The sequence below is a fragment of the Flintibacter faecis genome (assembly GCF_014287875.1).
Lineage (GTDB): Bacteria > Bacillota > Clostridia > Oscillospirales > Oscillospiraceae > Lawsonibacter > Lawsonibacter faecis_A.
In genome coordinates this window covers 19,644-45,159 of record NZ_JACOPN010000011.1, presented here as the reverse complement: position 1 = coordinate 45,159, position 25,516 = coordinate 19,644, and the positions used below count along the sequence as shown (strand labels likewise).

Genomic DNA, 25,516 nt, shown 5'->3' with positions numbered 1-25,516 from the left:
TCGGACATAGTTTGCTTGCTCCTTTCGAATGTTTGTGTGGTAACTTCATTCTACCAGAGCCTGCAAGCTATGTCTTCTTTTATGCTCTTTTTAATTTGCGCAAGTTATTGTACATTATCCAGTAAAACCGCCATCACCCGGTATGTCAGCCAATCCGAACGCAAACGATCAATTTCTATTGACAGAAAAACAGCCGCGCAGACGAAACTCTGCGCGGCTGTTTTCATGATGTCTGTATCTGGCGGGAAATTACTCCTCGTCGGCCTCCACGGTGTCGTCGCTCAGATCCAGAGCGAACTTGTCATGGCAGTTGGGGCACTGGATCATGCCGTCGGCCAGAGCCTTGTCGTCGATGACCAGGGGCTCCTCGCAGGTGGGGCACTCCACCTCGAACCAGTCATCGTCATAATCCTCGTCGTCCTCGTCTTCGTCCTCATCCTCGTCAAAGACCACATCTTCCACGTCGGACAGGTCGTCAGACAGCACGTCGATCTCCTCGCCCAGGGCCTGGGTGTTCTCCTCCAGGTCCTCGATGGACAGGCCGATCTCCTCCAGGATGCCGATCATCACGGAGATGAGCTTTCCCTCCTTGGACTTCTCGGTGTCCAGGTTCAGACCCTCGGCCAGCCCCTTCAGGTAAGCAACTTTTTCAGAAATCGTCATAGCTATCTCCCTTTCTGAGGCTGTGCCTCAAATTGCTTTTAGAAACCGGATGGTATCACGCCTCGCCTGTTCACAACGGCTTGGACGCTTAGCCCTTGCAGCGCTCCAGATACTCGCCGCCGTTGCGGGTGTCGATCTTGATGCGGTCGCCGGGGTTGATGAACAGGGGCACCTTGATCTCGGCGCCGGTCTCCACGATGGCGGGCTTGGTCACGTTCGTGGCGGTGTTGCCCTTGAAACCGGGATCGGTCTGGGTGACCTCCAGCTCCACGAAGTTGGGGGCCTCCACGCCCACCACCTTCTCCTTATAGAACATGAGCTTGCAGATGGTCTCCTCCTTGACGAAGTCGAAGCTGCTGGGCAGATCGGCCTTGGCCACGGGGATCATGTCGAAGGTCTCCTGATCCATGAAGTAATACAGGTCGCCGTCGTTATAGCTGTACTGGGCATCCTTGCGCTCGATGAAGGCGGTCTCGAACTTGGCGGTGGGGTTGAAAGAGGTCTCGGTCACGCCGCCGCTGAGAACGTTCTTCATCTTGGTGCGGACAAAAGCCGCGCCCTTGCCGGGCTTAACATGCTGGAATTCCACGACCTGCATGACCTGGCCATCCATCTCGAAGGTCACACCGTTGCGGAAATCGCCTGCGGTAATCGTTGCCATTGGAATCATCCTCCACTGTTTTTATAGATTAAGCTAATTTATTCTACCCTATTTTCTCCCCTTTGACAAGAGGGGATTCTAAGGAATCGGGGCAGTTCGGGCAAAGTTTTCTGTCTGTTTTTGACAGAACCGGCTCTTTGCTTTGTTCCGGGCCCGCTTACAGGACGATCAGGTCCTTGGGAGAGCGGGTGATATCCTCGCAGCCGCCCTCCTTCAGCACCAGCACATCCTCGATGCGCACACCGAAGCGGCCCGGGATATAGATCCCAGGCTCGGCGGAGATGACCGCCCCGGCGGGCAGGGTCCGGGTCTCGCTGGGGCTGGCGTTGGGGGACTCGTGGATATTCAGGCCCAGGGAGTGGCCGAAACTGTGGGTAAAATACTCCCCGTAGCCCGCCTCGGCAATGACCTGTCGGCCGGCGGCATCCATCTCCCGGCCGGTGACCCCAGCCCGGGCGGCGTTGATCCCCGCCCGCTGGGCGGCCAGCACAACGGCGTATACCTGCTCCATCTCCTCGGTGGGCTCTCCCATGGCCACAGTGCGGGTCATATCAGAGCAGTAGCCCTCCACCCTGCATCCAAAGTCCATGGTGATGAACATCCCATTTTCCACCGCTCGATCCCCGGGCACGGCGTGAGGCCGGGAACCGTTTGGCCCGGCAGCCACGATAGGGGGAAAGGACAGCTTCTCCCCGCCCCGGCGCATCATCTCGTATACCAGGCGGGCGGCGATCTCCCGCTCCGTCATGCCGGGACGGATGAAGTCCAGCACCGCCTTAAACGCCCCGTCGGTGATCTCCTGGGCATGGCGCATCACCGCCAGCTCCTCCTCGTCCTTGCTGGCACGCAGACCGTCCAGCAACTGCTGGGCTGGGGTGAGGATGCAGGGCAGCTCCTGGCTGTAGCGCCGGTGGGCATCCACCGTCACGTTGCCGCTTTCAAAGCCCACGTTGTGCAGTCCGCGCTCCTCCAAAAAGGCCCTGGCCTGGGCCAGGTGGCCGCTGTCTGGGGTGATAAGCTTCACATCCGCCCCCTGGATCTGCTCCTGAGCGGCCTCGATATACCGTCCGTCGGTGGTGTAGTGGGCCTCTTCCCGGGTGACGAGCAGCAGCCCCTCCCCGTGAAAGCCGATGGCATAGCGCTCCCCGGGCTCGCTGGTGATGAGCATGGCATCCAGTCCATACTCAGGCAGCTTCTCTGCGATCTGTTTTAAATGATTCATGTTGGTTCCTTCCTCTCATTGGCTGCTGTACAGGGCCCGCTGGGCCTGATAGATCTCTTTCATGGTGCGGGCGTCCTCAGCCTGGGTGCCGGCGCTCTCGCAGATGAAGGTGGGGCTCCAGCCCCGGCGGGCCACTTCCGCCGCCAGGGGCCCCCAGTCCGGCCCAAAGCCCCCGTGGTCGGCAAAGGTCCGGTGGCACTTCTCGCCCCCCTTGGGGGTGAACTCGATGCGGGAGAAGTGGCTGTGGAAGCGCCCGGCCCGCTCTTCACCCAGGGCCGACTCCACCTTGTCCAGCATCCGGGCAAAGACCTCCGCCCCGTCGTCCGCCCCCAAGGAGCGGGCATATAGATGTCCGAAGTCGATGCATGGGAGCAGCCGCCCGTCCAGCTGGCACAGCTCCAGCACCTCGTCCAGGTCGCCCAGCTGGTTGATCTTGCCCATGGTCTCCGGGCACAGGATGATGTACCCAAAACCCTGGTCGTCGCAGGCGGCCATGGCCTGGCGCAAAGTCTCCTTGGCGATGTCCAGGGCCTGCCGCCGGGTGCGCTTGAGCAGGGCCCCGGTGTGGAGCACCACCCGGGCGGCCCCCATCCACCGGGCGGCCTGGCAGGCGGCGGTGATATAGCCGATGGTCTTGCGCCGCATCTCCGGGTCCGGGTTGGACAGGCTGATGAAATAGGGGGCGTGGAGGGACAGGGATATCCCCGCCTGACGGGCCCGCTCCCCCAGCTTCTCCGCCGTGTCCTGCCCGATGCGGACCCCCTTGCCGCACTGGTACTCATAGCAGTCCAGCCCAAGTCCGGCGATCCAGGCCGGGGCATCCAGCGAGGACTGATACCGCTCAGAGAAGGCAACGGCGTTGCCCGCCGGGCCGAATCGTGCTTCCATGTAACCGTCTCCGCTCATACAAAGGGTCTCCACCGGCCCAGCAGGCGGAAGGGGGTCTCCACGGCGTATCGAATGTAGCGCCCCGGGTTACCCGCCAGTCGGATGGGCTTGACCAGCAGAGGGGTCACGCCGGAGCGGTTGGCCCCCAGCACATCGGTGAAGATCTGGTCACCCACCATCACCGTCTGGTCCGGGGTGACACCCATGCGCTCCATGGCCCGGAAAAAGCCCTCCCGCTTGGGCTTGCCCGCATGGCCAATGCAGGGAATGTCCAGCTTTTGGGCAAAGCTGTGGGGCCGCCCCGGCTTGCGGCTGTTGGACAGCAAAAACAGGGCGATCCCCTCCGCCGCCAGAGCGTCCCTCCACTGCCGGACCGCCCGGGATGGCTCTGTTACTCGATAGGGGACCAGGGTGTTGTCCAGGTCGGCCAGCACCAGGCGCACACCCTTTTCCGCCAGGGCCTTGGGGGATATATGAGTCACGGCGGGATATACCCCCCGGGGGATGAGAGAAAACGACACAGGCAGGCCCTCCTTCGGTTCTTACGGTTCTTATTTTGGACGGACGGACATAGGATATCCTCACAGATGCCCGGCCGCCACAGGCCGTTTTAACAGGTGGATAGTATATCACATCCGCCCAATTTGGACAAGGGGGAGCCGCCCATGGCAACAGATATCTTTCTCATTCCCGTCCCGCCCCAGCAGCTGCGGAACATTCAGGGCTGGAGCGCCCAGCCCGCCCACTTGGCCTATCGGGTGGGCAGGGGCCCTCATCTGTTCCGGGCCGGGGGCTCCGTCCCCCTCCGGGGCGGAGTAATGGTGGTGGACGGCCAGGGGTACGACGGCGCAGGCCCTGTGGGGCCCTTCTGCCAGGAGGTGGTCAGCGAGTGCTCCGTCCGGGGCTTTTCCGGGGCAGTGCTGGACTTTGACCGCCGTCTGCCGCCCCTGGAGCAGCTGGTCGGTCAGCTGGACCGACTGTTTGTTCAGCGGGGACTGGCCCTGTATGTGCCGGAGCCCTTTGGCCACTGCGTCTCCCACAGCCGGGTCATTCTATCCTCCGCCCTGTCCGGGGGCAGTCTGTCCCAGCGGCTGGAGGAGGCGGCGGAGCGCTTTGGCCGGGACCGGGTCGCCCTGTCCCTGGAACGCAGTGCGGAGGACTTTTCCCTCCCCTCCCCCACGGGCAGCGGCACCCCCCTCACCCGGCAGCAGCTGCGCCAGCAGATGGACGCCCTGCGTCCCTCCGTGTTCTTCTCCCGGGAGCTGTGCGCCCGGTACTATACCTATATGGACCGGGACACCGGGGCCCACTTTGTCCTCTTTGATGACGGGGACACCATGCTGCGCAAGGTGGAGGTGGCCCGCCGGGCGGGGGTATCCATCTTTCTGGCCCCCTACGAGGACATCCGGGACTGCGCCGGCGCACTGGGTCTGCTGCCCCGTTCCATGCAAAAAAGAGGGCCCCGGGCGGTTGACGCTGTCCCCGCCGGGGAGTAAAATGAATTCTGCCGAACACTACACTAAGGAGGGTCCCATTTATGGTCCGTCATATCGTATCCTGGAACTTCAAGCCCGAGCTCACTCCCCAGCAGCGCCAGGCCATCGGCCAGGAGGTGGTGGAGAAGCTCACCGCCCTGAAGGGCAAGGTGCCCGTGCTGAAGAGCATCAGCGTCTTCTGTCCCCCCATGGACAGCAGCAGCTGCGACCTGGTCCTCTACTCCGAGGTAGAGCAGGAATCCGACCTGCCCCTGTATCAGAACCACCCGGAGCACCAGGCCATCCTGCCCCTGATCCGGGACAACTTCTGCGACCGCCGCTGCTGCGACATCCAGGGCTGAGTTTCCCCTGTCCCGCTCCCCCGCCGGGCTCTCTTTTCCCGGTGGGCGGGGCCGGGCTTTTTGCCCCTGTTTTCACGCCGTGAAAAAATTTCTGAGAAATTTAAAAATAAGCCTTGACATTTTCCGAATACCTGCTATAATCAGTCATGTTCTTGCGGCAAACCACTTCGCCGGGCGGACATAGCGGGATTGTGTAAGGGTAGCACGACAGACTCTGACTCTGTTTGTGAGGGTTCGAATCCTTCTCCCGCTGCCATAAAAACCACCACTCATCCGAGTGGTGGTTTTTCTTTGTTTGTGTGTGGAAATTTTTTCAAAAGATTTCAGCGCATCGAACCTGAAACGATCATCTGCTATCACACCCCCTTCCCCGAGATGCAGGGGGATATCATCTATGTGGACTACGAGCGCAGTTCGTGGAAGTACATGGACGACGAAAAAACTTTCTCCGAAAATGATGTAAATTCTTATAAAATTGGTGGAAATTCCCACGTCGTTTGTGATACAATGGAGCCGTACCTCCTGGGAGGTGCAGCCAAAGGCGGCGGGAGCGCTTATGGGGGGAAATGGAGACCAAACCCAAACAAACCTCAGGATAGAATTTTTATTGGACCGCCCAACACTGTTCAGCGGTATTTCCTTCACCTCCGAAAAGGCGGATATTGGGTTACAGTAAAATATGATACAGCCGGAAAAGCCATCGTGCTTCGTCACGAAACGGAACATTCTCCCGGAAGCGGCCATACCAATCCTCATGACCATATAATCACTTGGAACAATCCTAACGAACACCCGCAAAAAGGGCCAGTTATCAATTATCCCGACGGGGCACCTGAGTTAAAGCAATATACGAAAGAAGTGTGCTTATTGAACTCCCACATTATCCCATATGATTCAGAAGCCTATCGCTTTAAGACCATCAGCGAGTTTAAAACCAGTATGCGTTACGGCGCAGAAGTCGTTATCGAGTGGCAGGGCCAGGAATATGGTATCTGGTCAGAAAACGGCATGATTCGCATCACCCGCCCTGAAGTTCCAGACGAAAGTCAGATATTTAAAACGTCTGATGCTGCCCTGGACTACATGGTCGGCAATGACCGCCTGCGGGACGTCATCACCAAAGTGACCGTGCTGGACCGAACGATCTGAAAAACACCGCCGCTCCGTTGTTCTGAAAAGAATGCGGAGCGGCGGTATTTTATGTTTTCTTGTATGTGGAAATTTCTTCAAGAGATTTCAGCGCATCGAACCTGAAACGATCATCTGCTATCACACCCCCTTCCCCAAGATGCAGGGGGATATCATCTATGTGGACTACGAGCGCAGTTCGTGGAAATACATGGACGACGAAAAAACTTTCTCCGAAAATGATGTAAATTCTTATAAAATTGGTGGAAATTCCCACGTCGTTTGTGATACAATGGAGCCGTACCTTCTGGGAGGTGCAGCCAAAGGCGGCGGAAGCGCCTATGTGGGAGGAACAAGTCCATGAGCAATATTATCATTGCAGGCAATATGAACTTTGAATCTATCAGCGAATTCAAGCAAAGCCTGAACTGGGGCGCTGAAATAGAATTTCGCTGGAAGGGAAAGACCTATAATGTGATTCGATATGGCACCGACAACAAAATCACGATTTACGAGGCGAATAAGCCGGAAACTGACAAAGTGTGCGAATCAGCAGATGACGCACTGGATTATATCGTCGGCGGTGACCGCCTGCGGGACGTGATTACAAAAGTAGATGTTGTCGCAAGGACAATCTAATGGATCTTTGCCCCGAAACCAGAAGAGCGAAGATGGCCGTGCAATAATGGAACGCCATTATATAGATCATAACAAACCGTGGGCACACACTGATCCACACGATCACCCCATCCTCTGGAATAATCCAACGGGGTATCCTCAACCTCAATCGCCTATAAATTACCCAGATGCGGCCCCGGAATTTAAATCTTATGGAGGTCTTTTTACTATGTCTTCCACAATCGTTCCAGCAAACACGCCAGAGCAAAATCGCTTCAAAACTATTCGTGACTTCAAAGATTGCATTCGCTGGGGTGGAGAGGTCGAGTTTTCTTGGAACGGAATCATATATGATGTCACACATTGCAGCAGCGGAGAGATCAGCATAGCTGCAGCCTATCAGCAGAACACCGAGAAGCTCTGCGCTACCCCTGACGAGGCCCTGGACTACATGGTCGGCAACGACCGCCTGCGGGACATCATCACCAAAGTGACCGTGCTGGACCGGACGATCTGAAAAACACCGCCGCTCCGCTGTTCTGAAAAGAATGCGGAGCGGCGGTATTTTATGTTTTATTACAGCCGATCCAGGACCTGGGCGATGCGCTCCAGGGCCTTGGTGAGCTGCTGCCTGGGGCAGGCGAAGTTCAGCCGCTGGAAGCCGTCCCCCTCGCCGTTGGGGCCGAACTTTGGCCCGTCATCTGTGGCCACCCAGGCCTTGTGGCACATAAAGTCCCACAGCTGTTCCCGGTCCATGCCATAGTCCCGAAAGTCCAGCCAGGCCAGATAGGTGGCCTCCGGCGGGCGATACTTTACCCTGGGCATTCTTTCGGCGATAAATTCCCCGATGTATTGGGCATTGCCCCGGAGATAGGCCAGCAACTGCTCCAGCCAGTCCTCCCCCTGCTCATAGGCGGCGATCTGGGCCGCTGCCCCAAAGCTGCCCGGCCACAGATAGTATGGAGCCAGCTTCTCCTGGAAATCCGCCCGGATCTGGTCGTTGGGGATGATGATATCCGACACCAGCAGCCCCGCCAGATTGAAGGTCTTAGAGGGGGAGGTGCAGATGATGCACCGCTGGACCAGCTCCTCCTCCAGAGTGCCATAGGCCACGAACTGCCCATTCAGGATCAGGTCCCCGTGGATCTCGTCCACGGCCAGCATCACGCCGTGTTCCAGACAGATGCGGCCTACCCGCTCCAGCTCCTGCCGGGTCCAGCAGCGGCCCACCGGGTTGTGCGGGCTGCACAGGATCATGAACTTAGTTCTCGGGTCTTTGGCCAGGTGCTCCAGCCCGTCAAAGTCCATCTCATACCGGCCCTCCCGCTCCACCAGTGGGTTAAAAGCGACCTCCCGTCCGGTGCGGCGGATATAGTCGTAATAGGGGTAATACACCGGGGACTGGACGATCACCCGGTCCCCCGGCTGGGTATAAAGCTCAATGCCACACACCAGAGCCATGTTCACCCCGGGGGTATAGAGGATCCAGTCGGGCCGGATGTCCCAGCCATTGCGGCGTTTCTGCCAGTCCACGCAGGCCTGAAGATACTCCGGTGAGGGATAGGCGTAGCCATAGGTCCGGTGCTCCGCCCGGCGCTGGATGGCCTGAGCCACGGCGGGGGCCGTTTCAAAGTCCATGTCTGCGATGCCCATGGGGATGACGTCGCCTGCGCCGAACATCTGCCGCCGCAGTTGGGGCGACCACTTGATGGATATCTCCCGGGTGCGGTCAATGGGCCGATCAAAGTTATATTTCATGGTGACACATCCTTCCCTTTTCTTTTGTCGTGTGATATAATACATTCAAACGTTCAATATATCGTTCTGTTCGATATAATAATACGTCCTGTTTATTAAAATGTCAACAGTGGAGGAATGATTTTGGACCCGGTGAATTTTGCGGTGGCGCAGAACATCAAGCGCCTGCGGGAAAAACAGAAGCTGAGCATGGACGAGCTGTCCCGGCTAAGCGGGGTGAGCAAGAGCATGCTGGCCCAGATCGAGCGGGGGGACGGCAACCCCACCCTGTCCTCCCTGTGGAAGATCGCCAACGGGATGCGCGTCCCCTTCGACGCCCTCACCGCCCGGCCCAAGCCGGACTATCAGATCATCCGCCTGCCCGATATCCAGCCCATCTTAGAGGACGAGGGCCGGGTAAAAAATTATTCCGTCTTTCCCGATGACGAGGGCCGCCGCTTCTCCGTCTATTACATGGAGCTGGACCCGGGCAGCTTTTGGCGCTCTGACCCCCACGTCATAGGTACCATCGAATTCATCACCCTGATCCGGGGGGCGCTGGAGATCGTGGCCGGGGAACAGACCTTCACCATCCATCCCGGGGAAAGCATCCGCTTCCCAGGCGACGCCGTCCACTCTTATCGGAACCTGAACCCCGGCTCCACCGCCCTGCACTTGATCATGTACACTCCTTGATCGGTCTTGACTTTATTGCAGCGCTGTGATATGGTGGATGCACGGGTGAGCACCTACCGTCCGAGCAGTCAGGCTGAACAGTCTGGCTGCTTTTTTACCAGGAGGTCATGTTGTGACACAGACAGATACGCGGGGCGGCGTGGCCGCCGTACTGATCCGATTCAGCCTGCCGCTGATCATCAGCGGTATATTACAGCAGCTTTATAACTGGGCGGACGCCTTTATCGTGGGCCACGCCGTGGGGGAGAGCGCCCTGGCGGCAGTGGGGGCCACCACGGCGGTGAGCGTATTTTTCACCATGGCCATCACCGGCTTTACCCAGGGGCTGTCTATTCTGGCCGCCCAGCGCTTTGGCAGCGGGGACCGGGCGGGGCTGCGGCCCATCCTGTCCACCTTTTTAGTGGTGCTGCTGCCCCTGGCTGTTCTGTGCGCCGCCCTTGGGGTGTGGGCCAGCGGCTCCCTGCTGCACCTGCTCCACACGCCGGAGAACATTCTGGCCTTTGCCGGGGACTATCTGCGCATCATCTTCATCGGCGTGCCCTTCCTGGCGGCGTATAACCTCTATTCCGCCCTGCTCCGGGCCATGGGGGACAGCCGGGCACCCTTCTACGCGGTGGTGGTGTCCTCCCTGGCCAATGTGGCATTGGACCTGTGGTTCGTGGCGGGCCTTGGCTGGCAGGTGGCGGGTGCGGCGGCGGCCACCGTTTTGTCCCAGGGGGCCATGGCCCTCTTCATCCTGGTCTATGCCCACCGGCGCTATCCCCTGCTGCGCCTGTCCTTGAAAGAGCCCCTGTTCCGCCGGGAGGACTTTGCCCAGGGGCTGCGGTTCGGTCTGCCCCCCGCCCTGCAATTCACCGTCACCGCCGGGGGCAACATCGCCCTGCAAAACTTTATGAACGGCTTCGGCTCTCACACCGTGGCCGCCATCACCACCGCCTATCGAGTGGACACCATTATGCTGCTGCCCATCATCAATCTGGGGTCGGCCATCTCCACCATGGTGGCCCAGAGCAAGGGGGCGGGGGAGCCGCAGCGGGCCCGGCACTTCTGGCGCACGGGCGCTGTGATGAATCTGGTGGTCTCTCTGCTGCTCATGGCCGTCATGCTGCTGTTCGGCGGCAAGCTGGTGGCCCTGTTCGGCGTGGAGGCGGAGGCCGCCGCCATTGGCCGCCGGTTCTTCCAGCGCATCTCCCTGTTCTATGTGTTCTTCGGGCTGGCCTGCTCCATGCGGGGGACCATCGAGGGCACGGGCCGGGTGGTCTATTCCAGCGCCGTGAGCATCGCCGCCCTGCTGCTGCGCATCGCCCTGTCCTATCTGCTGGCCGGCGCGTTCCTGAACATGGCCATCGCCTATGCCGAGGGCCTGCACTGGATCTTCATGGTCCTGTGCTTTCTGCCCTTCTTCCTGCGCCGGGACCGCTGGGCGCAAAACTCCTAACTTCTCTCTCATCACTCCTCACTCCGGGAAGGGCCTTTGCCCTTCCCGTTTTTTCTCCCCCTTGTACTCTTTGGTGTTTCGTGATATCCTGTTCTATCATTCCCTGTCCGCTGAGAGAGGAGGTCCTTTCTTTGTCCGAAAAACTCCACGCCCTGGGGGACGCCCTGTTCCGTGCCTTTCCCCAGGCCGACATCCTGCGCACCCAGGTACCCCAGTGGGTCCAGGCCCACGGCGACCTGGTCTGGCTGTACACCGGGGTCACCCGGTTTCTCTTCCCCCTGCTAGCCCTGCTCATCCTCGTCCGGGCCATCCGGGGGCTGCTGCGCATCCCCACTGCCGGGGAGGTCTGGGGCCAGCTGGCCCTGCCCGGGGGCGGCTCTTTGCCCATCCGGCACTGGGAAAACATCTTGGGCCGGGCCCCCCTGGCCGACCTGCGGCTGGACCTGCCTACCGTGTCCCGGCAGCACGCCGCCCTGGTCCGGGAGGAGGGCGGCCAGTGGCGCATCCACGACCTGGGCTCCAAGGCCGGGACGCTGGTGAACGACGAGCCCGTGGAGGGTTCCGCCCCCCTGAAGGTGGGGGACGCCCTCAGCGTGGGCGGGGTAAAGCTGCTGTTTCTGCCCCTGTCCCGGGGGGAGGAGGAGCAGCTGCTCCAGCGCCGGAGGGCGGAGGCCCCCCTGTCCATGGTCCCCTCCCTGCTGTGGCTGACCCTGTTCCAGGTGTTGGCCGCCGTGCAGCTGTTTTTAGCCAGCGGCGGAGAGCACCGCACCGCCCCTCTGACCCTGCTGGTACTCACAGCGGTCATGTGGTGGTACTACTCCTCCGCCCGCCGTCGTCTGCGGGGGTTCGAGCTGGAGACCATCGCCTTTTTCCTGTCCACCCTCTCCCTGGCCGTCACCGCCTCCTCCGCCCCGGAGGCCACGGTGAAGCAGCTCGTCGCCATCCTTCTGGGGCTGCTCTTTCTGTCCGCCCTCACCGCCTGGATGGCTGACCCCGCCCGGCTGCAAAAGCTGCGCTGGCTCATGGCCGCCCTGGCCATCGGTCTGCTGTCCGTCACACTGGTGCTGGGCCGAAGCAAGTTCGGCGCAGCCAACTGGATCATCTTGGGGCCGTTCTCCTTCCAGCCCTCGGAGATCGCAAAAATTTTCTATATCTTCGCCGGCTCCGCCACCCTGGAGCGGCTGTTCCACCGGCGGAACCTGGGGCTGTTCATGGTGCTCACCGGGGTGTGTCTGCTGTGTCTGGCCCTGATGAGCGACTTTGGCACCGCCTGCATCTTCTTTGCCACATTTTTGGTCATCGCCTATCTCCGCTCCGGGGACTTTGCCACCTTGTCCCTGCTGTGCGGCGGGGCGGCCTTTGCCGGGCTGCTGGTGCTGCGCTTTAAGCCCTATATCTTCCGGCGCTTTGCCTCCTGGGGCCACGCCTGGCAGGCGGCCTCCACCACCGGCTATCAGCAGACCCGGGCCATGTCCGCCGCCGCCTCCGGCGGTCTGGCCGGCATGGGGGCGGGCAACGGCTGGCTGCAGAACATCCCCGCGGCAGACACCGACCTGGTGTTCGGGATGCTGTGCGAGGAGTGGGGGATTCTCATCGCCGTGCTGGCAGTGCTGTCCATTCTGACCCTCACGGTGTTTGCCGCCCGGGCCTGCCGGGTGGGCCGCTCCGCCTTCCCCACCATCGCCGCCTGCGCCGCCGGGGCCCTTCTGGCGGCCCAGACCGCCCTGAACGTGTTCGGCGCCATGGACCTGCTGCCCCTCACCGGGGTGACGCTGCCCTTTGTGTCCAACGGCGGCTCGGCCATGATCGCCTCCTGGGGCCTGCTGGCCTTTCTCCGGGGGGCGGACACCCGGGAGCGGAGCCGCCGGGCTCCCGTGAAAAAGGAGGTCTCTTCCCAATGAAAAAACTGGAACGCCGGGCCCGGCTTTGTCTCGTTCTGGCCGGACTGCTGCTGGCGGGACTGGGGCTGTTTCTGCTCCGCTTCGGCTTCAGCGGCAGCCGCTGGGCCTCCTCCCCCTTCAACCGCCACCTCTATAACCGGGACGGAGCTCTCATCAGCGGCACCGTCCTGGACCGGAACGGCACGGTGCTGTCCTATGTGGACGACAACGGCGACCGCCGCTGCGCCGACGGGAAAACGCTGCGGAAGGCCACCCTCCACGCCGTGGGCGACCCCCAGGGGAACATCGGCACCGGGGCCCTCACCGCCTTTGCCCGCAAGCTCACTGGCTATTCCCTGCTGCTGGGGGCCTATAACGCCCGGGCGGGCAACGACCTGTATCTCACCATCGACGCCGACCTGAACAAGACGGCCTATCAGGCCCTGGACGGCCGGAAGGGCACCGTGGCCGTGTACAACTACAAGACGGGAGAGGTGCTGTGCATGGTCTCCTCCCCCTCCTACGACCCGAAGAACATCCCCGACGATTTAGAGACCAACGACCAGTATCAGGGGGTGTATCTCAACCGGTTTCTCTCCTCTTCTTTTACCCCAGGCTCCGTGTTCAAGACCGTGACCCTGGCCGCCGCCCTGGAGAAGCTCCCCGATCTGTACAGCCGCACCTTCCATTGCGAGGGCTCGGCCCAGATCGGCGGGGAGACGGTGACCTGCACCGCCGCCCATGGGGAGCAGACCATTCAGGATGCCCTGGCCAACTCCTGCAACATCGCCTTCGGCCAGCTGGCGGAGGAGCTGGGGGCCAGCACTTTGGAAAAATACGCCGGAAAGGCCGGGCTCACCCGCTCCTATGACGTGAACGGCATCCCCACCGCCGCCGGGTCGGTGGATCTGTCCGGTGCATCGGACAACGACCTGGCCTGGGCGGGGGTGGGCCAGTATCACGACAGCGTGAACCCCTGCGCCCTGATGATCTATATGGGGGCCATCGCCAACGGGGGCAAGGCCGTGCAGCCCACCCTGATCCAAAAGGTGGTCTCCCCCGGTCTGCCCGCCCTGCCCCAGTTCACCCACACCACCCGGCGGATGATCAAAGCGGACACCGCTCAGGCCATGGCCGACATGATGGCCAATAACGTCTCTGCCACCTACGGCGCCAAGCGCTTTTCCGGCATGGACCTGTGCGCCAAGTCGGGCACGGCAGAGGTGGGGGCCGATCAAAAGCCCCACGCCTGGTTTGCCGGCTTCCTCCGCAATGAGGAGGCCCCCTATGCCTTTGTGGTCCTGGTGGAAAACGGCGGCAGCGGGTCAGAGGTGGCCGGGACGGTGGCGGCAAAAGTGCTGAAAGCCGCCCTGGCTTCCTAAGGTGGTTTGCACGTTTTTTTCTTCCTATTCGGGGTTGTCACAGGGGCATTTTTAGGATAAAATAAGGTATCTAATTATGTCTCAAGGGGGGACCGCCGTGGAGATCGTTTTTCAGGAACGACATGGGGTCCCCTTTTATGCCTGTACCGACCCCCGCTGGTGCGGCGCGCCCCACGGCTTTTCCACCCGCTTGGGCGGCGTATCCCCCGCCCCCTGGGACAGTCTGAACCTGGGGGCCGGACGGGGGGACGACCCCGCCCGGGTGGGGGAGAACTTCCGCCGCTTCTGCCGGGCCGTGGGTACCGACGCAGATGCCCTGGTGAAAAACCGCCAGGTACACGGCACCACCATCCGCTCTGTCACCCGGGCAGATGTGCTGTCCGACCCCTCCCTGCCCGGGGAGTTCCCCGCCGACGGCCTGGTGACCGACCAGCCGGGGGTGTGCCTGACCATCTTCTCCGGGGACTGCATCCCCATTTTGCTCTATGACCCTATCCGCCGGGTGATCGCCGCCGTCCACGCCGGGTGGCGGGGCACCGCCGCCGGGGCGGCCGCTCAGGGTGTCCTGGCCATGACAGAGCGCTATGGCTGCCGCCCGGAGGACATCCTGGCCGCCATCGGCCCGGGCATCGCCCCCTGCTGCTTTCAGACCCATGCCGACGTGCCCGACGGCCTGCGGGCCGGTCTGGGGGCCGCTGCCCAGGACTTCATCTTCCCCATCTCTGGCACGGACAAGTTCCATGTGGATTTAAAGGGCGCCAACGCCCGCTGGCTGGAGCGCACCGGCTTAGACCCGGCCCGCATCGCCCTGTGCCCCGACTGCACCGCCTGCCGTCTGGACCGTTTCTGGTCCCACCGCATCCAGGGCACCCGCCGGGGCAGTATGGCCGCCATGATCCAGCTGGCTGAACCCTGATTTTCGCCTCTCCCCGCCTGAACCGGCTGGGACCGTTTTGATATTTTAAGGAATGACTATGAAACATCTCCGTTTTCTCCTCTGCCTGGCCCTGGCTGTGACCCTGCTCACCGCCTGCGGCCCAAAGGAGGACGGCTCCGCCTCCTCCAGCGGCGGCGGCTCCTCCGTCTCCTCCTCGGGCAGCGGCTCCGATCCAGAGCCCGCTCCCGCTCCCGCCAGTCTCACCCTGGCGGCCTGTCTCTCTGATTCTTTCCACCCCGTCCTGGGGACCAATCGTTCCAACCTGACCCTGGCCCCCCTGCTGTATGAACCCCTGTTTCAGCTGGACGAGACCTTTCAGCCCGTGCCTGTGCTGTGCAGTCAGGCCGCCAGCACAGACGGCCTCATTTGGGAACTGACCCTGCGGGAGGGCATCACCTTCTCCGACGGCTCCCCCCTCACCGGCTCTGTCGCAGCCGATGCCCTGAACACCGCCCGCCAGTCCGCCCGCTATACCCAGCGGCTGCGGGACGTGTCCTCCATCTCCGGCCAGGGGAATGTGGTCACCGTCACCCTGGTCCGGGCCAACGGGAACCTGCCCGCCCTGCTGGACATCCCCATCGCCTCCAGCACCGGGGACCGCCCTGTGGGCACGGGGCCCTATGTGCTGTCTGAAACAGACGGGGCCCTGGCCCTGGCCGCCCGCTCCGGCTGGTGGCAGGGAAAGGCCCTGCCGGTACAGACCATCCGGCTCACCGCCGCGTCCCGGTCAGAGGACCTGGTGTCCTCCTTCTCCGCCGGAGATATCGGCCTGGTGGACGTGGACCTGATGGGCACCAACGCCCCTGGCTACTCCGGCAGCTATCAGACCTGGGACTATGCCACCACCGAGCTCCTCTATCTGGGGCTGAACACCCAAAGCGGCCTGTGCCGCGCCCCGGAGGTCCGCCAGGCCATCGCCAGGGCCATCGACCGCACGTCCATCGTGCAGGTGGATTTCGCCCGCCACGCCGTGGCCGCCGGACTGCCAGTCCACCCCAGCAGTCCCCTGTATAACGCCGCCCAGGCCGGGACCCTGGGCTATTCCCTCCAGCAGTCCCAAGCCGCCTTAGAACAGCTGCGGCTCACCGGCCGCTCCGTCACCCTGGTGGTGAACACCGAGAACACCGCCAAAGTCTCCGCCGCCCAGCGCATCGCCGCGCAGCTGGAGGCCGTGGGCCTTACCGTCCATTTATCCCGCCTGTCCTATGACAGCTATGTCAGCGCCCTGGCCGCCGGAAGCTTTGACCTGTATCTGGGCCAGGTGACCCTCACCGGCGACTTTGACCTGGCCCCCCTGCTGTCCTCCTCCGGCAGCCTGAACTATGGCCGCTGGCAGGATGCCCTGGGGGATGCCCTGCTGTCCGCCTTTCAGTCCGCCCAGGGGGAAACCCGAGCCAAGGCCGCCGCTGACCTGTTTGCCTATCTGAACCAGCAGGCCCCCATCGTGCCTGTCTGCTTTAAAAATGGTTCCGTGCTCACCCAGTGGAGCAGGCTGTCCGGCCTGTCCCCCGTCCGTGGGAACGTGTTCTATCAACTGGAAAACTGGAAGCTTTCTTAAATCACTTTGTTAATTTATGCAGGCGAGCCACCAATGAACTGTGGCCGCCGGGAGGAGAGATAGAAATGAGTGTTTACCGCTGTTATTCTCAGAAGAAGCCTGGCTTCGACGTGGAGGCCCAGGGACTGTGCAAGGCCCTGCGGGAGCAGCTCGGCGTGGCCGGACTGACCTCTGTGGCCATTCTGAACCGCTATGATGCCGACCAGATCGACCCCGCTGTCTATCAGCAGGCCAAGGGCATCGTGTTCTCCGAGCCCCAGGTGGACGTGGTCTATGACGAGACCTTCCCCCAGCTCCCCCAGCCCTGCTCTCTGCTGGCGGTGGAGGCCCTGCCCGGCCAGTTTGACCAGCGGGCCGACTCCTGCGCCCAGTGCATCCAGCTGATGGCCGGGGTAGAGCGCCCCCTCATCGCCTATGCCAAGGTGTACGTGCTCCAGGGCCAGCTGTCCCAGGAGGACCTGGACAAGATCCGCCACTACCTCATCAACCCCGTGGAGAGCCGGGAGGCCTCTATGGACAAGCCCGAGACTCTGGTCCGCACCCACGAGACCCCCGACCATGTCCCCACGATTGACGGCTTCATCACCATGGACGAGAAGGCGCTGGCCGCCCTGCTGGACGAGTTGGGTCTGGCCATGGACCTGGACGATCTGAAGTTCCTCCAGGCCTATTTCCGGGACGAGGAGCACCGGGACCCCACCATGACCGAGGTCCGGGTGGTGGATACTTACTGGTCTGACCACTGCCGCCACACCACCTTCTCCACCCATCTGGACCGGGTGGATGTGGACGACCCCCAGGTGAAGGCCGCCTATCAGCGGTATCTGGATGCCCGTGTGGAGGTCTATGGCCAGGAGAAGGCCGCCCAGCGGCCCCAGACCCTGATGGACGTGGCTACCATCGGTGCCAAGACCCTGAAAAAGCGGGGCCTGCTGCCCGAGCTGGACGAGAGCGAGGAGATCAACGCCTGCTCCATCCACGTCCCCGCCCAGGTGGACGGCAAGGAGCAGGACTGGCTGCTCATGTTCAAGAACGAGACCCACAACCACCCCACCGAGATCGAGCCCTTCGGCGGCGCGGCCACCTGCATCGGCGGCTGCATCCGGGACCCCCTGTCCGGCCGTGTGTATGTCCACCAGGCCATGCGCTTCACCGGCGGCGGCGACCCCCGTGTGCCCTTCTCCCAGACCCTGGAGGGCAAGCTGCCCCAGCGCAAGCTGGCGACCACTGCCGCCGCGGGCTATTCCTCCTACGGCAACCAGATCGGCCTGGCCACCGGCCACGTGGCCGAGGTGTACCACGAGGGCTATATCGCCAAGCGTCTGGAGTGCGGCGCTGTGGTGGGCGCTGCCCCCGCTGAAAACGTGGTCCGGGAGCGCCCCGCCCCCGGCGACGTGGTCATCCTGCTGGGCGGCCGCACCGGCCGTGACGGCATCGGCGGCGCCACCGGCTCCTCCAAGAGCCACAACAAGAAGTCGCTGACCACCATGGCCAGCGAGGTGCAGAAGGGCAACGCCCCCGAAGAGCGGAAGATCCAGCGCCTGTTCCGCAACGGCGACGTGACCCGCCTGATCAAGCGCTGCAACGACTTTGGCGCCGGCGGCGTGTCCGTGGCCATTGGCGAGCTGGCCGACGGTCTGGAGATCGAGCTGGATGCCGTGCGCAAGAAGTACGACGGCCTGGACGGCACCGAGCTGGCCATCTCCGAGAGCCAGGAGCGCATGGCCGTTGTCGTCGCCCCCCAGGACGAGGAGAAGCTCATCGCCGCCGCCCAGGCGGAGAACCTGGAGGCCTATCGGGTGGCCGTGGTCACCGCCAGCCCCCGCATGGTCATGCACTGGAAGGGCCAGACCATCGCCGACCTGTCCCGTGCCTTTTTGGACACCAACGGCGCCGTGAAGCACGCCGCCATCTCTGTGGCCAAGGCGGACCGCTCCGCCATGGGCCGCGAGAATTTCCACACCCTGAAGGAGATGGCCGCCAGCCTGAAGTGCGGCTCCCGCCGGGGCCTGACCGAGCGGTTCGACGGGTCCATTGGCTCGGCCTCCGTACTGATGCCCTTCGGCGGAAAGACCCAGCGCACCCCCGCCCAGGCCATGTCCGCCCTGTTCCCCGTGCTGCCCGGCCAGGAGACCGACCAGGCCAGCGTGATGGCCTGGGGCTTTGACCCCGACCAGTCGGTGGTGGACCCCTATGCCGCCGCTCACGCCGCCGTGTACACCTCCATGGCCAAGCTGGTGGCCGCCGGTGCCGACTATCACAAGGCCTATCTCACCTTCCAGGAGTTCTTCGAGAAGCTGCGCAGCGAGCCCCAGCGCTGGGGCAAGCCCTTCTCCGCCCTGCTGGGCGCGCTGGATGCTCAGCTGGAGCTGGGTGCCGCCGCCATCGGCGGCAAGGACTCCATGTCCGGCTCCTTCCTGGACAAGGACGTCCCCCCCACCCTCATCTCCTTCGCCATCGCCCCGGTGAAGGCCGACAAGGTCCTCTCCCCCGAGTTCAAGGCGGCGGACCACCCCGTATATCTGTTCTCCTCCCAGGACAGCAAGTCCGCCTGGGAGGCTCTCTACGATCTGCACCAGGCCGGTAAGGTCAAGGCCGCCTGGGCCGTGGAGCACGGTCTGGCTCAGGCCGTGATGAACATGTCCTTTGGCAACCAGATCGGCTTCCAGGCCGGGATGGAGCCCGTGGACTGGTACGCCGACATGCCCGGCGCTATCGTGGCCGAGCTGACCGAGGAGGTCAACCTGCCCTGCGCCAAGCGCCTGGGCGAGACCACCCAGCCCGCCATTATCGCCCTGCCCGGCGAGGCCGTGTCTGTGGACGAGCTGCTGAAGCTGAACGACGGCGTTCTGGAGCAGGTCTATCCCACCCGTGCCGGTTCCAGCGAGGCGGTGGAGCCCATCTCCTGGGACAAGCGCTCCATCGCCGTGTGCAAACACAAGGCGGCCCGCCCCAAGGCGGTCATCCCCGTCTTCCCCGGCACCAACTGCGAGTACGACACCGCCCAGGCCTGTCTGCGAGCGGGCATTGACCCCCAGATCGTGGTCATCCGCAACCTGACCCGGGACGCCCTGGCCCAGTCCGCCCAGGCCCTGGAGGCCGCCATCCGGGCCAGCCAGATGGTGGTGCTGCCCGGCGGCTTCTCCGGCGGCGACGAGCCCGACGGCTCCGGCAAGTTCATCGCCTCCTTCCTCCGCTCCCCCGCCCTGTCCGATGCCATCATGGAGCTGCTGAAAAACCGGGACGGCCTGATGCTTGGCATCTGCAACGGCTTCCAGGCCCTGGTGAAGCTGGGCCTGGTACCCTACGGCGAGATCCGGCCCATGGACGACCAGTGCCCCACCCTGACCTATAACCTCATCGGCCGCCACCAGAGCCGCTATGTCACCACCCGGGTGTCCAGCGTCCAGTCCCCCTGGATGCTCCGGTCCAACGTGGGCGACCTGCACACCGTGCCCATCTCCCACGGCGAGGGCCGCTTTGTGGGCCCCCAGGCGGTGATCGACCAGCTCATCGCCAACGGCCAGGTGGCCACCCAGTATGTGGATCTGGCAGGCCGGCCCTCCATGGACATCGACGTGAACCCCAACGGCTCTGTCCAGGCCATCGAGGGCGTGTTCTCCCCCGACGGCCGCGTCTTCGGCAAGATGGGCCACCTGGAGCGCCGGGGCCAGTATGTCGGCCTGAACATCCCCGGCAACAAGCACCAGCCCCTGTTCGAGTCCGGCGCGGAGTATTTCAAATAATCAAACAGGTCACTGCATGGCCCCAGACTCCCTGTTTTCCAGGGGGTCTGGGGCCGTTTTCGTCCTGTGAAAACTTTTTTAAAAAACTTTTAAATTTCCTATTGACAATCCGCCTTTTCTCGGGTATACTAATGCCTGTCCTCTGCGAGAGGGCAGCAAAAATTCGGCGGCATAGCTCAGTTGGCTAGAGCACTCGGTTCATACCCGGGGTGTCACTGGTTCAAGTCCAGTTGCCGCTACCATTTAAGAATTACGGAGTCATCCGTTTCCATATAGCAAAACGGCCCGGTGGTCAAGCGGTTAAGACTCCGCCCTTTCACGGCGGCAACACGGGTTCGATTCCCGTCCGGGTCACCACTTCCCCATCGCCGTTTTCTCCAATATGGAGGCATAGCTCAGCCGGTAGAGCGTCCGCCTCACACGCGGAAGGTCACAGATTCGAGTTCTGTTGTCTCCACCAAGAAAAGTTCCGAAATCGTAAGGTTTCGGAACTTTTTCTTTTGCTTTAAAAAGTTTTGTCCTCCAAAAATGTCCCGCAAATGTCCCGAAAGTCTAGCCAGCCAACCTTTTTGAAAACAGCGCTTTATCGATTACATTCCCCAATTTTCCCATATCCCCCTCCAGCAGATGCCCATAGATATTGAAGGTCGTGGACACATCGCTGTGACCCAGCCAGGACTGAATATCCTTGGCGTCACATCCGCCCTGCCGCAGGGTATGGACCACTGAGTGGCGCAAGTCGTGAAAGCGAATACACGGCAGGCCATTGGCCTTCAGCACACGCTGAAAATGATGGGGCACTGTATTGGGGCTGATAGGAGTTCCGTCCCGCGCCACGCAGACATACCCGGAATCCACGTAACCACCGCCAAACAGAGCCTTGTCCTCTGCTTGGCGTTTTTTTACCTCCAGCAGATACTCCCTCATGGCCCCGGTCAGGGGCAGCCTGCGGCAGCTGGTATTTGGACTAGGATTCTACAATTTACAGCATTTTCGTTTTTTCAATAGTATCAAATCTCGCAAACATCAAATTATTAATAGACAGCGCTCCGCTCCGTCGGAAATGAATTTCTGACGGAGCGGAGCATATTTGGATGGAGAGAAGAGAGGTAGGCATTGAGATTACGGATTTAGACGGCAGCTTTATCTTCCTTATAGGTGAACAGGCTAACTACCACATACACAATGGCAGCAGGAATCAGGCCAATCAGATCATTAATCAGATGAATGACACCGGTAAAGTTCAGAACAAGCAACGTCAGAGCAACTCCCATAGAAGCCAAAGCCCCAATATCGGTTCCTTTCTTCATAAAGCGGCCACCCAAGTAGGGAACTACACAAGCAGAAGTGGTGATGGATAGGGCCTTGGAAAGCAGTTTCTGGATGTTGTTGAACTTGAAGGACAGCAGAAGAGCGCCAATCAAAACCACTACAGTCAAAACTGTAGAGATCATCTTCATCCGCTTTTCATCATCTTTCAGCTTGTATCTGGGGACTAGGGTGTTCATGTAAATATCGTGCATACCGTTGGCCATAATGGTCATGAGCTGAGTGTCGGCAGTTGACATAACAGCGGCTACAATAGCCACCAGCAACAGAGCAGCCAGCCATTCAGGCAAGATATTGAACATGACAGTGAACAGTACGGAGGAGGTTTCAACCTCGGGGAATACAGCTCTGCCATACATGCCGATTACAACGGGGAAAAAGGTGAACAGGCCAGTACCGACGGCACCAATAATAGCACCTTGCAGAGCAATTTTTTCAGACTTTGCAGAGGCGGCACGCTGCATTGCGGAGGCGCTGATCAGGCCGTACATGGTGGTAGGGACCACCATCCACAACAGAGTCTCAGTATCAAAGGGAACGGCTTTGAAATAATCTGCGCTTAGGCTGGAAATGGCGGCGGCACCATCGAAGTTAACAAACAAAGAGATTATGATTAGCGCCTATTAGGAAAACACACTGTCAAAGGGGTTTGTAGCGGGGGTTAGCCCGCTACTGCGGTATCTTCCGTAGTGTTGATTTCAATGTACTCGGCAATCTTGCGGAGCTCGTCAGCAAATTTGAATTTCACGCTGATATTGCCGTTTTCATAGACCTTGATATAGTCCACAAGTTCAACCAAGATTTCACGGTTGAGGGCTTCAATGTTCTGATACTTCATAAAGGCTACCAGTGCAGGATGCTCGTTGTCCACACCGTTTGCCAGTTCTGCGCGTTCAGCGTTCAGCCGGGTAAGCACCGCGGAAATATCAGAAGTCTGCCGTTCATAGTCAGCCTTCATATCTCGGTATTCCTGCTGGGTGATTTCACCGTCTTTCCAGTCCTGATAAAGAGATTGCTTGTAGCGTGTTATCTTTGTCAGTTCCCGCTCTTTTGCAGCTATCAGATCGTCCAGTCGGTAAGACTGGCTTTTTTTGATTGGAGCGGAATTGATCTGCGTGACGATTTCCGAGTAGGAAACAGCCAAATGTACCTGATGCTGTACAGCGAACAAAACAGCAGCCTCCAGCCGTTCATGCTTGATTGAGTGCATGGTGCAGGCTGTCCGGGAACGGTTCTTGTAGGTTGAGCAAGAATAATATACATTGTTGTTCTTGCTAACGCATCGGGTAATGGCCCGCCCGCAATCGGCACATTTCAGAAAGCCGCTGAATAAATGTACCTCACGGCCTTTCGGGGAAGTACGGGTATCACGCTGTAAGAGAGCCTGTACCTTATCGAAAGTTTCATAGTCGATAATGGCCTCATGTGTTCCAGCCACTTCCACCCATTCCTCGCGGGGAACAGCTTCAATCTGGTGTACCTTGTAGCTTTTCACCCGGCTCCGGCCTTGGGCTAAGTCCCCGGTGTAGGTCGGATTGGTAAGAATGGAGTGGATCATGCGGGCTCCCCACATAGGATCGTCATACCCTCTTGTCGAAACAGGCAAGCCCTTTTGTACCTTGTAAGCCGAGGGGCTCGGTACGCCGTGTTCGTTCAGGTACAACGCGATAGCACGTTTTGATGACCCTTGAATAAGCATTGTGAAAATGAGTTTGACATTTTCAGCAGCATCGGGATCAACAATCAGCCTGTGCTTGTCCTTTGGGTGCTTTACATAGCCGTAAGGAGCAAATGCTCCGATATACTGGCCGTTGCGCCGTTTGTAATCAAATACCTGCCGGATCTTTTTGGAAGTCTGATAGCAGTAATTATCGTTCATCACGTTTGTAATGGGAACGATGATATTTGAAACGCTGTCGGGGTTCTTGTAGCTGTCCACATTCTCAGCAAGGCTGATAAAGCGAACACCCATTTGAACAAACAGGTTGTCGATCAAACTTCCGGCATCGCTATAATTTCGTGCGAAGCGGGACAGGTCTTTTACTATAACGCAGTTGATTTTACCACTCATGACATCCGCCAAGAGCCGTTGAAAATCTTCACGGTTAGCGTCCGTTCCAGTATGTCCGTCATCTACATATTCCGTGATACTTTCAAACTCGTCAATGTTGCGTCGGTAAAAATCGTTCAGTAGGTCACGCTGGTTCTTTACGCTGTTGCTATCGTCTTTTCCTTTTTTCAAATCTTCCTTTGAAAGCCGGATATAGATGCCCAGCCGCCAGCGGCGGATTGTGTAAGAGGGAGAGAAACTCTGCTGATACCCTCTGTTTTTTGCTCGTGCCATTGTTCCTCCTTCCCTATCACATTACACTTATATTATAACTCTGTCCGGGGAGGACAACAAGGATGCCTCCGCTTCGGGACACTTTGTCTCGAAGAAGCAAAACGAGCTGTAACCGAAGTTACAGCCCGCTTCTTTGCCGCAGCAGGAAATCCGTCAGCTTATCTTGGAGAGATGGCCCGCTTTCAGCAAATTCAATTTTCACGCCAACACCACCGATGCAAAAGCAGTATGGATTTTTGACAGTCTGCAAAAATCGAGAGATGCGCTCCTTTCGGGAAAGCGCATTGTCAAAGGTCATACCGCTCACATCAGGCAGGGACTCGGCAGCCACCGCGCCAATGTCAACGCTTCTCATTTGTTCAAGTTCCTGTGTAGTTAATTTCACGGTAAACCTCCTTCGCAGATTGATAGAACGCCTCCCGCTGTTTGGTGGGGAAACGCAACAGGCCAGCACCACCGGGATGCTGGCCTGTTGCCTTACTCCACCTTGGGACACTTTGTCTCGAGGTTTATTATAGTTTTTGAATATTAGAGAGCGCCGCACATATTTACTTGGCCTGTCCAAAGACAATCGTTATTTTCTGTGCGGCGCTCTCAACGCAAGTAAAGCGACAAGCCCGGAGGAACAGGCAGCCAACCTGTTCAGCGCCGGATCATGGCCTTGGGATGGCCGGGCCCATTTACAGTGTTGGTGTTGTTCGCTCAATCTCTTTTGGGAAATGTCACCGCGCACCCACCGTCTGGCTCCACGTACTTACTCAGGGTTGCCGTTATTCCCTCGCGTTAGGAAGAAAACCTCCTCTCATAAACCGAGACATTTTTTCATCAATTCCAAGTGGGTTAAGAAGAAAAAATCAAAAAGTTTTTTTCATGCGTTCAAGGAGTTCCTGCGGGGTCGGCTCATGCAGGCAAGCGGAATATTCAATCCCGTCATCGCAGTCCAGAGAATACTGCGCCTTGTGCCGGGAGAGCCGCCGCTGGTAGGCCATTTCATAGCGGGCATCGGCCTTGAATACCTCGGCCACCTCGTCAGAAACTTCGATAAGCTGATCCTGCGTGTACCAATAATAAAAATCTTTCAAATTGATAGTAGTCATCGTAAAATCCTCCATTTCAGTTTGTTCGGGGTTGGTCGGAAACGAAATGGAGCAACGGCGGAGAACGGCACCGCACCTCGGGACACTTTGTCTCGAAGTCTGGAAAGCAAAATGCGCCTGTGCGACACAAGGCCGCACAAGCGCACGAAAAAGTATTATCGGTTATGTACTGTTTAATTTCATGTTCAAAACCGGACTGCTCCGACGGAGGGGCTACGCTTTTTTTAGCTGGTGCAGATCACGCGAACAATGAAATAATAAAATGAACACGGCAAAATAACCTCCCATCGGCTACCGTGTCCCTACAAGTCGTCATTGGTTTGTGTAGACGCAAAGAAACGGCGGCTCTGAAAAT

The 25,516-nt window shown here is 59.9% G+C and carries 23 protein-coding genes, 4 tRNA genes and 1 pseudogene; 17 read left to right on the top strand and 11 right to left on the bottom strand.

Features of this window, described 5'->3' with window-relative positions; all coding sequences use genetic code 11:
* Positions 1-249 precede the first annotated feature (249 nt).
* From H8S55_RS12915 to H8S55_RS12895, 5 genes are all read right to left on the bottom strand, one after another.
* Positions 250-663, bottom strand: a complete 414-nt coding sequence (locus tag H8S55_RS12915; RefSeq protein ID WP_186879264.1) for a CD1247 N-terminal domain-containing protein — start codon at positions 661-663, stop codon at positions 250-252.
* A gap of 88 nt (positions 664-751) precedes the next feature.
* A complete protein-coding gene (efp, locus tag H8S55_RS12910; RefSeq protein ID WP_147562198.1) occupies positions 752-1,324 on the bottom strand; it encodes an elongation factor P in 573 nt (190 codons plus the stop codon).
* A 157-nt stretch (positions 1,325-1,481) separates the two neighbouring features.
* Positions 1,482-2,546 (bottom strand): M24 family metallopeptidase, encoded by a 1,065-nt coding sequence (locus tag H8S55_RS12905; RefSeq protein ID WP_186879263.1) that lies wholly within the window; start codon positions 2,544-2,546, stop codon positions 1,482-1,484.
* A 15-nt stretch (positions 2,547-2,561) separates the two neighbouring features.
* Positions 2,562-3,434 (bottom strand): TIM barrel protein, encoded by an 873-nt coding sequence (locus tag H8S55_RS12900; protein ID WP_186879266.1) that lies wholly within the window; start codon positions 3,432-3,434, stop codon positions 2,562-2,564.
* A 14-nt stretch (positions 3,435-3,448) separates the two neighbouring features.
* Positions 3,449-3,955, bottom strand: coding sequence for a YqeG family HAD IIIA-type phosphatase (locus H8S55_RS12895; protein ID WP_186879262.1), 507 nt, complete (start codon positions 3,953-3,955; stop codon positions 3,449-3,451).
* Between the two features lie 144 nt (positions 3,956-4,099).
* On the opposite strand from H8S55_RS12895, the gene H8S55_RS12890 reads away from it, so the two are divergent.
* The 7 genes from H8S55_RS12890 (at position 4,100) to H8S55_RS12860 (ending at position 7,534) form a co-directional block, all read left to right on the top strand.
* Positions 4,100-4,930, top strand: coding sequence for a hypothetical protein (locus H8S55_RS12890; RefSeq protein ID WP_186879261.1), 831 nt, complete (start codon positions 4,100-4,102; stop codon positions 4,928-4,930).
* 41 nt (positions 4,931-4,971) lie between these two features.
* A complete protein-coding gene (locus H8S55_RS12885; RefSeq protein ID WP_147564039.1) occupies positions 4,972-5,271 on the top strand; it encodes a Dabb family protein in 300 nt (99 codons plus the stop codon).
* Positions 5,272-5,453: 182 nt separating this feature from the next.
* Positions 5,454-5,527 (top strand) — tRNA-Gln (locus H8S55_RS12880).
* Between the two features lie 35 nt (positions 5,528-5,562).
* Complete coding sequence (locus H8S55_RS12875; protein ID WP_207721862.1) at positions 5,563-6,420, top strand: hypothetical protein; 858 nt, start codon at positions 5,563-5,565, stop codon at positions 6,418-6,420.
* A gap of 160 nt (positions 6,421-6,580) precedes the next feature.
* The gene (locus H8S55_RS13955; RefSeq protein WP_207721861.1) at positions 6,581-6,763 is read left to right on the top strand and encodes a hypothetical protein; all 183 of its coding nucleotides are present in this window, start codon (positions 6,581-6,583) and stop codon (positions 6,761-6,763) included.
* Complete coding sequence (locus H8S55_RS12865) at positions 6,760-7,038, top strand: hypothetical protein (protein ID WP_186879258.1); 279 nt, start codon at positions 6,760-6,762, stop codon at positions 7,036-7,038. Before H8S55_RS13955 ends, H8S55_RS12865 begins: the two co-directional genes overlap by 4 nt.
* Before the next feature lie 208 nt (positions 7,039-7,246).
* Positions 7,247-7,534 (top strand): hypothetical protein, encoded by a 288-nt coding sequence (locus H8S55_RS12860; protein ID WP_186879257.1) that lies wholly within the window; start codon positions 7,247-7,249, stop codon positions 7,532-7,534.
* A gap of 59 nt (positions 7,535-7,593) precedes the next feature.
* On the opposite strand, the gene H8S55_RS12855 is transcribed toward H8S55_RS12860, so the two are convergent.
* On the bottom strand, positions 7,594-8,775 hold the full coding sequence (locus tag H8S55_RS12855) for a MalY/PatB family protein (protein ID WP_207721860.1): 1,182 nt from the start codon (positions 8,773-8,775) through the stop codon (positions 7,594-7,596).
* 132 nt (positions 8,776-8,907) lie between these two features.
* Between H8S55_RS12855 and H8S55_RS12850 the strand changes: the two genes are divergently transcribed.
* From H8S55_RS12850 to H8S55_RS12805, 10 genes are all read left to right on the top strand, one after another.
* A complete protein-coding gene (locus tag H8S55_RS12850) occupies positions 8,908-9,450 on the top strand; it encodes a helix-turn-helix domain-containing protein (RefSeq protein WP_366468006.1) in 543 nt (180 codons plus the stop codon).
* Positions 9,451-9,562: 112 nt separating this feature from the next.
* The gene (locus H8S55_RS12845; RefSeq protein WP_186879254.1) at positions 9,563-10,888 is read left to right on the top strand and encodes an MATE family efflux transporter; all 1,326 of its coding nucleotides are present in this window, start codon (positions 9,563-9,565) and stop codon (positions 10,886-10,888) included.
* A 131-nt stretch (positions 10,889-11,019) separates the two neighbouring features.
* A complete protein-coding gene (locus H8S55_RS12840; RefSeq protein ID WP_243200613.1) occupies positions 11,020-12,789 on the top strand; it encodes an FtsW/RodA/SpoVE family cell cycle protein in 1,770 nt (589 codons plus the stop codon).
* Positions 12,786-14,150 (top strand): penicillin-binding transpeptidase domain-containing protein, encoded by a 1,365-nt coding sequence (locus H8S55_RS12835; RefSeq protein WP_186879253.1) that lies wholly within the window; start codon positions 12,786-12,788, stop codon positions 14,148-14,150. Before H8S55_RS12840 ends, H8S55_RS12835 begins: the two co-directional genes overlap by 4 nt.
* A 97-nt stretch (positions 14,151-14,247) precedes the next feature.
* A complete protein-coding gene (pgeF, locus tag H8S55_RS12830; protein WP_186879252.1) occupies positions 14,248-15,066 on the top strand; it encodes a peptidoglycan editing factor PgeF in 819 nt (272 codons plus the stop codon).
* 58 nt (positions 15,067-15,124) lie between these two features.
* Positions 15,125-16,645, top strand: coding sequence for an ABC transporter substrate-binding protein (locus H8S55_RS12825; protein WP_186879251.1), 1,521 nt, complete (start codon positions 15,125-15,127; stop codon positions 16,643-16,645).
* A gap of 65 nt (positions 16,646-16,710) precedes the next feature.
* Positions 16,711-20,391, top strand: a complete 3,681-nt coding sequence (locus tag H8S55_RS12820) for a phosphoribosylformylglycinamidine synthase (RefSeq protein ID WP_186879250.1) — start codon at positions 16,711-16,713, stop codon at positions 20,389-20,391.
* Between the two features lie 165 nt (positions 20,392-20,556).
* A tRNA-Met gene (locus H8S55_RS12815) sits at positions 20,557-20,633 on the top strand.
* Positions 20,634-20,673: 40 nt separating this feature from the next.
* Positions 20,674-20,748 (top strand) — tRNA-Glu (locus H8S55_RS12810).
* A gap of 27 nt (positions 20,749-20,775) precedes the next feature.
* A tRNA-Val gene (locus tag H8S55_RS12805) sits at positions 20,776-20,851 on the top strand.
* A 92-nt stretch (positions 20,852-20,943) separates the two neighbouring features.
* Here the strand turns inward: H8S55_RS12805 and H8S55_RS12800 are convergent.
* From H8S55_RS12800 to H8S55_RS12780, 5 genes and pseudogenes are all read right to left on the bottom strand, one after another.
* Entirely contained in the window at positions 20,944-21,318 is a 375-nt protein-coding gene (locus H8S55_RS12800) for a tyrosine-type recombinase/integrase (RefSeq protein ID WP_186879249.1), read from the bottom strand.
* A gap of 203 nt (positions 21,319-21,521) precedes the next feature.
* Positions 21,522-22,322: a sodium:solute symporter family transporter gene (locus tag H8S55_RS12795; RefSeq protein WP_186879248.1), complete on the bottom strand. Its 801-nt coding sequence runs from the start codon at positions 22,320-22,322 to the stop codon at positions 21,522-21,524.
* Positions 22,323-22,381: 59 nt separating this feature from the next.
* Positions 22,382-24,064 (bottom strand): recombinase family protein, encoded by a 1,683-nt coding sequence (locus tag H8S55_RS12790; protein WP_186879247.1) that lies wholly within the window; start codon positions 24,062-24,064, stop codon positions 22,382-22,384.
* Positions 24,065-24,182: 118 nt separating this feature from the next.
* On the bottom strand, positions 24,183-24,449 hold the full coding sequence (locus H8S55_RS12785; protein WP_007884026.1) for a DUF6870 family protein: 267 nt from the start codon (positions 24,447-24,449) through the stop codon (positions 24,183-24,185).
* A 472-nt stretch (positions 24,450-24,921) separates the two neighbouring features.
* Positions 24,922-25,161, bottom strand: a pseudogene (locus H8S55_RS12780) (sigma-70 family RNA polymerase sigma factor); the annotation flags it as partial.
* Positions 25,162-25,516 lie beyond the last annotated feature (355 nt).